Annotated in this window: 9 protein-coding genes; 7 read left to right on the forward strand and 2 right to left on the reverse strand. The window is 72.0% G+C overall.

The features are described 5' to 3' along the window. Positions 1–17 precede the first annotated feature (17 nt). Positions 18–1,907, forward strand: a complete 1,890-nt coding sequence (locus CGL27_RS30065; protein WP_205587771.1) for a phosphoenolpyruvate carboxykinase (GTP) — start codon at positions 18–20, stop codon at positions 1,905–1,907. A 53-nt stretch (positions 1,908–1,960) separates the two neighbouring features. Here the strand turns inward: CGL27_RS30065 and CGL27_RS30070 are convergent, their stop codons facing one another. Together CGL27_RS30070 and CGL27_RS30075 are read right to left on the reverse strand one after the other, a co-directional pair. Next, positions 1,961–2,383, reverse strand: coding sequence for a hypothetical protein (locus CGL27_RS30070; RefSeq protein WP_119991247.1), 423 nt, complete (start codon positions 2,381–2,383; stop codon positions 1,961–1,963). 71 nt (positions 2,384–2,454) lie between these two features. Beyond that, entirely contained in the window at positions 2,455–3,666 is a 1,212-nt protein-coding gene (locus CGL27_RS30075; RefSeq protein ID WP_078647628.1) for a pyridoxal phosphate-dependent aminotransferase, read from the reverse strand. 265 nt (positions 3,667–3,931) lie between these two features. Between CGL27_RS30075 and CGL27_RS30080 the strand changes: the two genes are divergently transcribed. The 6 genes from CGL27_RS30080 to CGL27_RS30105 all read left to right on the forward strand — a co-directional run bounded on the left by CGL27_RS30080 (position 3,932) and on the right by CGL27_RS30105 (position 12,474). Continuing rightward, a complete protein-coding gene (locus tag CGL27_RS30080) occupies positions 3,932–5,560 on the forward strand; it encodes an ABC transporter substrate-binding protein (protein WP_119994616.1) in 1,629 nt (542 codons plus the stop codon). 5 nt (positions 5,561–5,565) lie between these two features. Further along, positions 5,566–6,525, forward strand: coding sequence for an ABC transporter permease (locus tag CGL27_RS30085; protein ID WP_119991249.1), 960 nt, complete (start codon positions 5,566–5,568; stop codon positions 6,523–6,525). A 17-nt stretch (positions 6,526–6,542) separates the two neighbouring features. Continuing rightward, on the forward strand, positions 6,543–7,469 hold the full coding sequence (locus CGL27_RS30090) for an ABC transporter permease (RefSeq protein ID WP_119994617.1): 927 nt from the start codon (positions 6,543–6,545) through the stop codon (positions 7,467–7,469). Beyond that, positions 7,469–9,307: an ABC transporter ATP-binding protein gene (locus tag CGL27_RS30095; RefSeq protein WP_119991251.1), complete on the forward strand. Its 1,839-nt coding sequence runs from the start codon at positions 7,469–7,471 to the stop codon at positions 9,305–9,307. Before CGL27_RS30090 ends, CGL27_RS30095 begins: the two co-directional genes overlap by 1 nt. Positions 9,308–9,826: 519 nt before the next feature. Further along, positions 9,827–11,839, forward strand: coding sequence for a CocE/NonD family hydrolase (locus CGL27_RS30100; RefSeq protein WP_119991253.1), 2,013 nt, complete (start codon positions 9,827–9,829; stop codon positions 11,837–11,839). Next, complete coding sequence (locus tag CGL27_RS30105) at positions 11,836–12,474, forward strand: TetR/AcrR family transcriptional regulator (protein WP_240450692.1); 639 nt, start codon at positions 11,836–11,838, stop codon at positions 12,472–12,474. The genes CGL27_RS30100 and CGL27_RS30105 overlap by 4 nt, the downstream gene beginning before the upstream one ends. Positions 12,475–12,663: the final 189 nt, after the last annotated feature.

A 12,663-nucleotide genomic window follows, 5' to 3' on the forward strand; every position in this document is an offset into this window, starting at 1 on the left:
GGCGGGATGGAGCGATCGTGGCGCCCAGCAATGTGGCTTCCTCCCTCACCACCACCCCGAGCCCCACGAACCACCAGGAGCTCGTCTCCTGGGTCGGCGAGATCGCCGCCCTCACCCAGCCCGATCGTGTGGTGTGGTGCGACGGCTCGGAGGCGGAGTACGACCGCCTGTGCGCGGAGCTCGTCGAGAAGGGCACCTTCACACGCCTTGACCCGATCAAGCGCCCCAACTCGTACTACGCCGCCTCCGATCCGAGCGATGTGGCGCGCGTCGAGGACCGTACGTTCATATGCTCCGAGAAGGAGGCGGACGCGGGCCCGACGAACCACTGGAAACACCCCGACGAGATGCGTGAGATCTTCGCCGGGGAGCAGGGCGTCTTCCGGGGCTCCATGCGCGGCCGGACCATGTACGTCGTGCCCTTCTGCATGGGCCCGCTCGGCTCGTCGCTGTCCGCGATCGGCGTCGAGATCACCGACTCCGCCTACGTCGCAGTCTCCATGCGCACCATGACCCGCATGGGACAGGAGGTCCTCGACGTCCTCGGGGACGAGGGCTTCTTCGTCAAGGCCGTCCACACCCTCGGCGCCCCGCTGGAGCCGGGCCAGGCCGACGTTCCCTGGCCGTGCAACTCGACCAAGTACATCTCGCACTTCCCGGAGGCGCGGGAGATCTGGTCGTACGGCTCCGGCTACGGCGGCAACGCCCTGCTCGGCAAGAAGTGCTACGCCCTGCGCATCGCCTCCGTGATGGCGCGGGACGAGGGCTGGCTCGCCGAGCACATGCTGATCCTCAAGCTCACCCCGCCGCCCAACAGGGCAGCGGACCAAAGGTCCTCGTTTGAGGGTGGTGGCGGGCGACGGGAGGGCCAGTCCAAGTACGTGGCCGCGGCGTTCCCGAGCGCCTGCGGCAAGACCAACCTCGCGATGCTGGAGCCGACCATCCGGGGCTGGACGGTCGAGACGATCGGCGACGACATCGCCTGGATGCGGTTCGGCGAGGACGGCAGGCTGTACGCGATCAACCCCGAGGCGGGCTTCTTCGGCGTCGCGCCCGGCACCGGTGAGCACACCAACGCCAACGCGATGAAGACCCTGTGGGGGAACTCGGTCTTCACCAATGTCGCGCTCACCGACGACGGCGATGTGTGGTGGGAGGGCATGACCGAGGAGCCGCCCGCCCATCTGACCGACTGGAAGGGCAACGACTGGACCCCGGCGAGCGAGACGCCCGCGGCCCACCCCAACGCCCGCTTCACCGTGCCGGCCGGTCAGTGCCCGATCATCGCGCCCGAATGGGAGGACCCCAAGGGCGTGCCGATCTCGGCGATCCTCTTCGGCGGCCGCCGGGCCAGCGCCGTTCCGCTGGTGACCGAGTCATTCGACTGGCAGCACGGTGTCTTCCTCGGCGCCAACGTGGCGAGCGAGAAGACCGCCGCGGCCGAGGGCAAGGTCGGCGAGCTGCGCCGCGACCCGTTCGCCATGCTGCCGTTCTGCGGCTACAACATGGGCGACTACATGGCCCATTGGGTGAAGGTCGGCAAGAACGCGGACGCCGCCAAGCTGCCGAAGATCTACTACGTCAACTGGTTCCGCAAGGACGCCGACGGGCACTTCGTCTGGCCGGGCTTCGGCGAGAACAGCCGGGTGCTGAAGTGGATCGTCGACCGGCTGGACGGCAAGGCCGAGGGCGTGGAGAGCCCGATCGGGGTGCTGCCGACGCCCGAGGCGCTGGACACCGACGGTCTGGACCTCGACGACGCCGAGCTCGAGCTGCTGCTCACGGTCGACAAGGAGGTCTGGCGCGAGGAGGCGGGGCTGGTGCCCGACCACCTCAACACCTTCGGTGAGCACACGCCCAAGGAGATGTGGGACGAGTACCACGCGCTGGTCAAGCGCCTGGGCTGAGTACACCCCAAGGCCCGGGGCCCGCACCCAGGTGCGGGCCCGGGGCCCGGGTCTCAGCCCGGGCTCCGGTCCGTGAGCCCCAGTGCCGCCGCATGTGCCTCCAGCCGCTCGGCCGCCAGCGTCGAGGCCGCCGTGTCGTCACGGGACGTGGCCACGACCAGGGCCCATCCGGCCAGGGTGTGGGCGCGCTGGTGGAGGGCGGCGATATGCGCCGCGTCCGGTTCCGGCGTCGAGGGGGCCGCGCGCAGCGGGGGGTGGCCGTCGCGCAGCCGGGCGGCCTGCTCGGCGAGCCGCTGGGCGGCGTCGTCGAGGCCGGGGTGCGGGGTGTGGGCGCGCAGCTCGTCCGTCACGGTGAGCAGTGCGGTCAGATGTCCGGCCAGCCGGATGTCCAGCTCTTCCTCGCGGGTGCGGTGCGGGAAGTCGGGCGTGGGCTCGGCCATGCTGTGGACCGATTTGGTGCGGATCGGCTCGTACATGGATGGCCTCCAAGGGGTCAGGAGACCATCCTAGCTTAGACTCTGTCTAAAGTTGGGCTGAGGCTAAAAGATCAGGGTTGGCTGTATCCGTCCAGGAAGTTCCCGATCCTGGTCACCGCGTCCGCCAGATCCTTCTTGGCGGGCAGCGTGACGATGCGGAAGTGATCCGGCTCCGGCCAGTTGAATCCCGTGCCGTGCACGATCATGATCTTCTCGGCCCGCAGCAGATCCAGCACCATCTGCCGGTCGTCCTTGATCTTGTAGACCTTGGGGTCCAGCTTGGGGAACGCGTACAGCGCGCCCTTGGGCTTCACGCACGTCACGCCCGGGATCTGGGTCAGCAGGTCGTACGCCGTGTCCCGCTGCTCCAGCAGCCGGCCGCCGGGGAGCACCAGGTCGTGGATCGACTGACGGCCGCCGAGCGCCGTGGCCACCGCGTGCTGCGCCGGCATATTGGCGCACAGCCGCATATTGGCCAGGATGGTCAGCCCCTCCAGATAGCTGGTGGCGTGCGCCTTGGGGCCGCAGACCGCGAGCCAGCCGCTGCGGTAGCCCGCCACCCGGTACGCCTTGGAGAGCCCGTTGAAGGTCAGGGTCAGCAGATCGGGGGCGACGGTGGTGGTCGGGGTGTGGGTGGCCCCGTCGTAGAGGATCTTGTCGTAGATCTCGTCGGAGCAGACGATGAGCTGATGGCGGCGGGCGATATCGGTGAGCCCGCGCAGCATCTCCTCGCCGTAGACGGCACCCGTGGGGTTGTTGGGGTTGATGATGACGAGCGCCTTGGTGCGGTCGGTGACCTTGCGCTCGATGTCGGCGAGGTCCGGCTGCCAGTCCGACTGCTCATCGCAGCGGTAGTGGACGGCGGTGCCGCCGGCCAGTGAGACCGCGGCGGTCCACAGCGGGTAGTCGGGGGCCGGGACGAGGACCTCGTCGCCGTCGTCGAGCAGTCCCTGCATCGACATCTGGATCAGCTCGGAGACGCCGTTGCCGAGGAAGATGTCCTCGACGTCGAGGTCGATGCCCTGGGTCTGGTAGTGCTGCATCACCGCGCGCCGCGCGGACAGCAGCCCCTTGGCGTCGCCGTAGCCGTGGGCGTCGCCGAGGTTGCGGAGCATGTCCTCGAGGATCTCCGGGGGACATTCGAAGCCGAAGGTCGCCGGATTGCCGGTGTTCAGCTTGAGGATGCGGTGTCCTGCCGCCTCCAGTCGCATCGCCTCCTCGAGCACCGGGCCACGGATTTCGTAGCAGACGTTGGAGAGCTTCGTGGACTGGATCACCTGCATGTCGGCCACCATACGGCGGAGCATCCGGGGATGCTCGGTGTTTTTCGCCACGTGGACGGTGCGCGGACGGTGTGCGGGGGCGCCGGGTGGTGGCATCCGCGACCCCGCGCGCCGTCGCCGGGCCGCTCTCCGCGCCGGGTAACGACTCTGTTTCCGGCGTTAATTTTCGCGAACGAAGGGTTGGCCCGAACGGGGGTCGTGGCTATCGTTCACGGACTTCACCCAATCGTTCGACTGAACGAGTAAGGGAAGGGTGCCCCCGTTCATGTCCCCGTTCCAGCCCGAGACCTCGCACCGAACAGCCCCCGCCGCGGCCGGGCTGCCACGGAGGTCGCTGCTCACCACCGCGGCGGCGATCGGCGGTGCGCTCGGCGGCTCCGCCCTGCTGAGCGGCTGCTCAGGAGCCGCCTCCGCGTCCCCGACGAGGGCGGTGCCCACCCACGGCCCGGCCGGGCGGCCCGACCGCGGCGGCACCCTGCGCATCGCCCGGCCACCCGCCTCCGACGCCGAGACCCTCGACCCCGCGAGCGCGCTCTCCGCGTACGAATACCTCGGCGCGCTCTACAACCGGCTCGTCCGGATCGGGCCCGACGGCACCGCCGCCCCCGACCTCGCCGAATCCTGGGAGCCCGACGCCAAGGCGGCCACCTGGACCTTCCGGCTGCGCCGCGGCGTCACCTTCCACGACGGCCGCGCCTTCACCTCCGCCGACGCCGCCTACACCCTGCGCCACATCCTCGACACCGCGACCGCCTCCCCGCAGGCCCCCGTGCTGTCCCCGCTGGTCGACCCGAAGCGGCTGCGCACCCCGGACGCCCACACCCTCGTCGTCCCGCTGAAGAGCCCGCACGCCGAGTTCCCCAGCCTGCTCACCCACTACAACTGCTACGTCGTCCCGGACGGCAGTGCCCGTTCCATCGGCCGCACCGGCATCGGCACCGGCCCGTTCCGGCTCGAATCCTTCGCCGCCGCCGGGCCCGGTCGGGTCACCGCCTACCCGGACCACTGGGCCGGGCGCCCGGTGCTGGACGCCATCGACTTCTACTCCGTCGCCGATATGCAGGCCCGCTCCAACGCCCTGCTCGCCGGACAGGTCGATCTGCTCTCCCAGACCAACCTCGACTTCGCCACCGCCCGGGTCATCGCCGCCTCCGACCGCGCCACCATCGCCCGCGCCGAGAACGCCCAGTGGTACGTGCTGCCGATGCTCACCACCGAGAAGCCCTTCACCGATGTGCGGGTGCGGCAGGCGATGAAGCTCGCCTACGACCCCGAGCACATCCTGAAGGCCGCCCTCCAGGGCGCGGGCACGGCCGGCTGGGACAACCCCGTCCCGCCGAACGACCCCACCCACACCGCCGCCCACCCCGCCCACGACCCCGAGCAGGCCCGCCATCTGCTGAAGAAGGCCGGGCACGAGCGGCTGGCGGTGGACCTCTACACCTCCTCGTACGACCCGATCTTCACGCCCATGGCGCTCGCCTACCAGGAGTCGGCCGGGCGCGCCGGCATCCGGATCCGGGTCAAGACCGCGGCCGCCGACTCGTACTACACCCAGATCTGGATGAAGAAGCCGCTGATGGCCACCTACTGGTACACCGGGCGCCCCGTCGACCAGCTCCTCAACCAGGTCTTCCGCGGCGGCTCCTCGTACAACGAGACCGCCTGGTCCGACAAGGAGTTCGACGCGCTGCTCGACCGGGCCCGGCGGGAGACCGACGCGGGCCGCAGGCGCGAGCTGTACGGACAGGCGCAGACGCTGGTGATCGAGCGGGGCGGGGCCATCACCCCGATGTTCGCCGACCGACTCGTCGGGATCTCCCGGAAGGTGCGCGGCTACGCCGAGCACGGCTTCGAGTTCGACTACCTCCGCATCGGCCTGAAGGGGGCATGAGGCACATGCTCACCTTCCTCGTCCGCCGCGTGGTCTCCGCGCTGGGCACTCTGCTGCTCTCCTCGGTCCTGGTCTTCCTGGCCGTCCAGGCGCTGCCCGGCGATGTCGCCACACAGGTGCTCGGCCGGGACGCCACCCCCGACGCGGTCGCCGCGCTGCGCAAGCAGATGGGGCTCGACCGGCCCGCGTGGGAGCGCTACGGCCACTGGATCAGCGGCGCCCTGCACGGCGACTTCGGCACGTCGCTGGTCACCACCAAACCGGTGGGCGGCGAGGTCGCCCAGTACCTCGGCAACTCCGCCCTCATCGCCGTCGTCACCATCCTCTTCGCGGTCACCGGCTCCCTCGTCCTCGGCATCGTCGCCGGGCTCTACCGCGACCGCTGGCCCGACCACCTGATCTCCACGGTCAGCCTGGTCGGGATGAGCGTCCCCGAATTCGTCGTGGCCACCGTGCTGGTGCTCGCCTTCTCCGTCACCGTGCCGGTGCTTCCCGCCGTGGTGCTGTACGGACCGGGCGCCAGCACCGGGCAGCTCCTCCCGGCGGTCTGGCTGCCCGCCGCCTCGCTCGCGATCGTCATGGCCGCGTACATCGTGCGGATGGCCCGCACCTCGGTGATCGACGTCATGGCGAGCGAATACGTCACCACTGCCCGGCTCAAGGGCCTGTCCACCTGGCGGGTGGTCACCCGGCACGCGCTGCCCAGTGCCCTGCTGCCCACCCTCCACGTCATCGCGCTCAATGTGGCCTGGCTGGTCGGCGGCGTCGCCGTGGTCGAGAACGTCTTCAACTACCCCGGCATCGGCAAGCTGATGCTCTCCTCCGTCCAGAACCGCGACCTGCCCGTCATCCAGGCCATCGCCCTCATCAGCGCCGTCGTCTACGTCCTGTGCAACCTCGCCGCCGACCTCGGCTCCATGGCCCTCAACCCCAAGCTCCGCACCCGAGGAGGGAGGATCCGATGAGCTCGCTGGAAGATCCGATGAACTCCCTGAAGGCACCCGCACCCGCACCCGCGGGCGCGGCCCCGGCCGCCACCGCACCGCCCGCGCCCGTCCGGCCCGGTGTCGCCGCCCGCACCTGGCGCGCCGTGCGCTCCTCCCGCCCCACCGCCATCGGGCTCGCGATCGTCGCCGTCCACCTCGTGGTCGCGCTGCTCGCCCCGCTGCTCACCCCCTACCACCCCACCACCGGCGACGCCTCGCACGCGCTGCTCGGGCCCGGCGCCGACCACTGGGCGGGCACCGACAGCTACGGGCGCGATGTGCTGACCCGGGTGCTGTACGGCGGGCGGTACGCGCTCGGCGTCACCGTCACCGCGACCGTCCTCACCGTCGCCCTCGGCGCCGTCCTCGGCTGCGCGGCCGCCCTGCGCGGCGGCTGGCTGGACGATCTGCTCATGCGGGTCCTGGACGCGGTGCTGTCCATCCCCGCGATCCTCGTCCTGCTGGTGATCGTCACCGCGCTGGGCACCGGATCCGCGGTCATCGTGCTGGCCATCGCCGTCGTCTGCGTCCCCCAGGTGGTACGGGTCGTGCGCGGCGCCGCGCTCGCCGTCGTCCCCCAGGACTACGTCACCGCGGCGCGCGCCCGCGGCGAGAGCACCTGGGCGATCCTGCGGCGCGAGGTGCTGCCCAACATCACCGACGTGGTGTGCGTCGAGTTCGCGATGCGCGCCTCCTGGGTGGTGCTGCTGATCTCCTCGCTGTCCTTCCTGGGCTTCGGCGCCGACCCGCCCACCCCCGACTGGGGGCTGATGGTCTCGGAGAACCGCACCGCCATCACCGTCGTCCCGATGGCCAGCCTCGCGCCGATCATCGCCCTGGCCACGCTGGTGGTCGGGCTCAACCTCGCGGCCGACGGCCTGTCCAAGGCGTGGGGCGTGGACCGGATCCGGGAGGGCTCCTGATGACGGCTATCACGTCGGCGGACGCGAATGTTCTGGCGGAGACGACGCCCATCGTCTCGGTGGACGCGTTGTCCGTGGCCTACCGTTCGGGCGGGTCGGGCGGGCGCGAGGTGCCCGTCGTGGACGAGGTGTCGCTGGAGGTCGGCCCCGGCCGGACGCTGGCCCTGGTCGGCGAGTCGGGCAGCGGCAAGTCGACGGTCGCCGCGACGCTTCTGGGGCATCTGCGGCACGGATCGCGGCTGACCGGCGGACGGGTGGCCGTCGAGGGCAAGGACGTCTTCGCGCTCTCCGCACGGGAGTTGCGGCGGCTGCGCGGCGGTACGGTCGCGATGGTCTCCCAGAACGCGGGCCAGGCCCTGACGCCGAGCATGCGCATCGGACGGCAGATCGCGGAGGCGGGCGGCGAGGTGCCCGTCACGGACCTCCTGGAGCAGGTCAGGCTGCCGCACCCCCGCGAACTCGCCCGCCGCTATCCGCATGAGCTCTCCGGCGGACAGCAGCAGCGCGTGGCCATCGCCATGGCCATCGCGGCCCGCCCCAAGGTGCTCGTCCTGGACGAGCCCACCACCGGCCTCGACGTGATCACCCAGCGCGGGGTGCTGGACCTGGTCGGCACCCTGCGCGAGGAACTCGGCCTCGCCGCCGTCCTGGTCAGCCACGACCTCGGCGTGGTCGCGCACATGGCCGACGAGGTGTGCGTGCTGCGCGCCGGGCGGGTCGTCGAGGCCGCCCCCACCCGGCGGCTCTTCGCCGCCCCCGCCGACCCGTACACCCGCCGCCTGCTGGCCAGCGTCCCGCGCGTCGCGGACGCCGGACTGGCGCTGGTGGGGGAGGACGGCACGCGCGAGATCCGGCCCCGGGCCGAGGTGCCCGCGGACGCGGCCGAGGCGCTGGACGTACGGGAAGTGACGATCGACTACGGCACCAGCCGCGCCGTGGACGGGGTCTCCTTCAACGTACGGAGGGGGGAGGTGCTGGCCCTGGTCGGCGAGTCGGGGAGCGGCAAGTCGACGATCGCGTGGTCGCTGGCGGGACTGCGGGGGGCGTCGGGCGGGACGATGCGGGCTACGTCGGGCGATGCGGCGGCCGGTGTGCCCGGCAGTGCGTCCGGCGGTGTGTCCGGCGGTGCGCCCGGCAGCGCGTCCGGCGGTGACCTGGGCGCCCCCGCGCGGCGGCGCCCGCTCGCCCTGCGCCGCACCGTGCAGCTCGTCTTCCAGAACGCCGACACCTCGCTCAATCCGCGGCGTTCGGTGGGCGATGCGATACGGCGGCCCCTGCGCTTCTTCGGCTCGGCGGGGTCGCGGGGCGAGGCGGCCTCGCGGGCCCGGAAGCTGATCGCCGACGTCCGCCTCGACCCCGACTTCGCCGACCGGCTGCCCGCGCAACTGTCGGGCGGCCAGCGCCAGCGGATCGGCATCGCGCGGGCACTGGCCGGAGAGCCGGAAGTGCTGATCGCGGACGAGATCACGACGGCGCTGGACGTGTCCGTACAGGCCGATGTGTTGCGGCTGCTGGACGATCTGCGCCGCGAGCGGGAGTTGGCGTGCCTCTTCATCAGCCACGACCTGGCGGTGGTGCGGGGGATCGCGGACCGGGTGGTGGTGCTGCGGCACGGGGTGGTGGTCGAGGAGGGGCCCACGGATGCGGTGTTCGAGGGGCCGGGGCATCCGTATACGCGGGCGCTGATGGCGGCGGCGCTGGAGCCGGATCCGGAGGCGGCGGGGGCGGCGGCTTCGGCCCCGGCCGAGGAGTGGGCGGACGCCGCCGAGCCGGGGGCGATCTGGGACGAGTTGGGCGGGGGCCACCGGGTGCGCAGGTGGCGGCCGGCGGATGGCTAGCCCCCACCCCGCCCCTTCCCGATACCGGGGCCGGCCCCGGCCCCCGCGGGGGGTGCCCCCTGAGGCATCGCCGCCGGGTGCGGGCCGGTGGGCGGGTTGTGCCCACCCGTTCCGCCCCGCGGAACGATTGCCCACAACCGGGCGGGATCCGGGCCGCCGCAGGCGCGCCCGAGGGGCGGCCGGGGCTGTGTCCTGGGCTTGGCCGGGTTGTGCGCGGGGCGCGGGCTGGGGCTGTGCCCCTGGGCCTTGCCGGGGCTGCATCACTGCCCCGGACCTGTGTCCAGAGCCTCGCTGGGCGGGGCCTTCAGCCTCTGAGCGAGCTGCGCGCGGCGCAGTTCAAGCCCCTCCGGCGATTGAGGAGCGGGATCCGGGGCGGAGCCCCGGTATCGGGAAGGGGCGGGGTGGGGGCTTGCCCGCCGCAGGCGCACCCGACCCGCAGGCGCCCCCGACCCGCAGGCGCACCCGACCCGCAGACAACCCACCCCCGACCCGCAGACAATCCACCACGTAAGGACAGGCGTGAAGTACCGCGAGACGTTCGACCGCGAGGTGCGCGTCGAGGACGTATGGATCCCCACCCGGGACGGGAAAACGCGGCTGCACGCACGCATCTGGCGCCCGGCGGATGCCGAGACCGCCCCCGTCCCCGCCCTCCTCGAATACCTCCCGTACCGCAAGAGCGACTGGACCGCACCCCGCGACGCCCAGCGCCACCCCTGGTACGCCGGGCACGGCTACGCCTCCGTACGAGTCGATCTGCGCGGCAGCGGCGACTCCGAGGGCGTGATGCTCGACGAGTACACCGCGACCGAGCTCGCCGACGGCGTCGACGTCGTCAACTGGCTCGCGGAGCAGCCCTGGTGCACCGGCAAGGTGGGGATGTTCGGGATCTCCTGGGGCGGGTTCAACTCCCTCCAGATCGCCGCCCTGCGCCCCGAGCCGCTGAAGGCGATCGTCACCGTCTGCTCCACCGACGACCGTTACGACAACGACGTCCACTACACCGGCGGCGCCGTCCTCGGCATCGACATGCTCGCCTGGGCCGGGACGATGCTGGCGTTCACCGCCCGCCCCCCGCACCCCACCTCCGTCGGCGAGGACCGCTGGCTGCCCATGTGGCGGGAGCGGCTCGACGCGCTCGAGCCGTATCTGCACACCTGGCTCGCCCACCAGGAGCGGGACGACTACTGGCGGCACGGCAGCGTCTGCGAGGACTACGGCGCGATCGAGGCCGCCGTGCTCGCGGTCGGCGGCTGGGCCGATCCGTACCGGGACACCGTGCTGCGCCTGCTGGAACACCTCGACGCGCCCGTGCGCGGGCTCATCGGCCCCTGGTCACATCAGTACCCGGACCGGGGACTGCCGCCGGGCCCGGCGATCGGTTTCCTGCAGGAGACCCTGCGCTGGTGGGACCACTGGCTCAAGGACGAGACGACCGGCGTGCTGGACGAGCCGCCGCTGCGCGCCTGGATCAACGACCCCGTACCGCCCGCCACCTCGTACGACACCATGCCCGGCCGCTGGGTCGGCGAGGACGCCTGGCCGTCGCCGTCCGTCGCCTGGGACGAACGCCCCCTCGGCGGCCCCGCCGACGAGCCGGTGATCGTACGCTCGCCGCTGCACACCGGGCTGGACGCGGGCCGTTTCTTCCCGTTCGGCAACGCCACCGATCTGCCGCCCGACCAGCGCGCGGAGGACGGCCGCTCGGTCTGCTTCGACTCGGCGCCGCTGACCGGAAGGGTCGAGATCCTGGGCCGTCCCCGCGTACGGCTACGCCTCGACAGCGCCACCCCGCGCGCCCATGTCATCGCCCGGGTCTGCGATGTGGCGCCCGACGGCTCGTCCACCCTGGTCACCCGTGGGGTGCTCAACCTCCTGTCGAGGAAGGGGCGGGACAAGGGCGTGGAGTGGCGGCCAGGGCGCGAAGAGGACGTGGAGTTCGAGCTGAACGCCACCGGCTACGCCTTCCCGCCCGGCCACCGCATCAGGGTCGCCGTCTCCGACGCGTACTGGCCGTGGGTCTGGCCGCACGGCGAGCGCGGCCGGCTGACCGTACGGCCCGGGGACAGCGCCCTGCTGCTGCCCGTACGGGATCCGGGCGCCGACGCGGGCCGCCCGCCCATCGTCTTCGAGGAGCCCGAGCAGGCCGCGCCGCTCGCCGTGACCGTCGACCCGCCCGCTGAACCACGCCCCGAGCGGACCGTCACCCACGACGTGGCGACGGGCGAGTGGGTGCTTGACGTGGACCCCAACTACGGCGGCTCCCGCACCTATCCCGACGGTCTGCGCTACGAGGAGAGCGCCCGCGAGATCTACCGCATCCGCTCCGACGATCCGCTGTCGGCCGTGGCAAGCTCTCGGTGGACCATCCGGCTGCGACGCGGGGCCTGGGACACGGAGGTCATCACCGCCGTGGAACTGCGTGCCACGGCGGAGGAATTCATCATGGACAGCAGCATCGAGGCACGGGCGAACGGAGAGACAGTGGCCACGCGCGCATGGCACCACACCACGCCGAGGACATCCGCGTGACGTCCGCCTCCGGACGCCGCCCCCCGCGCCGCGCCGTCGACGCCTCGCGCCGCACCCGGCAGCCCACCGAGGTGCGCCGCCGCCTCATCGTGGAGGCTGCCGTTCCGCTCATCGCGGAGCGCGGCACCAAGGGGGTCGGGGTGCGCGAGGTGGCGGCCGCGGCCGAGGTCTCGGTCGGCACGGTCACGTACCACTTCGAGAGCGTGCAGGAAGTCCTCTCCGAGGCGATGGTGCTGCACATAGAGCGCTACTACGCCGCGCTGAGCGAGGCCGCGGCGACGGCCACCAGCGGCGCGCAGGGGCTGCGGCTGCTCATCGACGCGCTCTTCACGGACGACACGGACCAGCACTGGCGGATGTGGTTCGACTACTGGAACGCGGGCGAACGCGACCAGTCCTTCGCCCGTGGCCAGGCCGAGCGCTACGAGGCATGGCACGGCGAGATCCGGTCCCTGGTCGAACGGGGCCGGGACGAGGGCGACTTCGTATGCGACGACCCGGCCGACTTCGCCCTCCGCTTCTCCGCCCTGGCCGACGGCCTGGCCCTGCGCCGCCTGCGCCAGGCCCCCGCCCTGACCGTGGCGGACGCCCGCCGTCACCTGCGCCGCTTCGTGGCGGCGGAGCTGGAGGGCTGAACGGGAAGTGCCCCGTTTCCTCCGGGCACCAGCACCGGCACCGGTGCCCGGAGGAACGGGGACAGGGCGCCTCAGGTCAAGCTTCCACTCAGTTGCCAGATCCACACGTCCTCCCTTCCTGTCACCCCTCCTTGACGGGGAGGCCCGCTCATCTGCTGCATGGCCACGATGAGAGCTGGGTCACAGGGC

Source organism: Streptomyces sp. 11-1-2 (genome assembly GCF_003595545.1).
In the GTDB taxonomy this organism is placed as follows: Bacteria; Actinomycetota; Actinomycetes; order Streptomycetales; family Streptomycetaceae; genus Streptomyces; species Streptomyces hygroscopicus_B.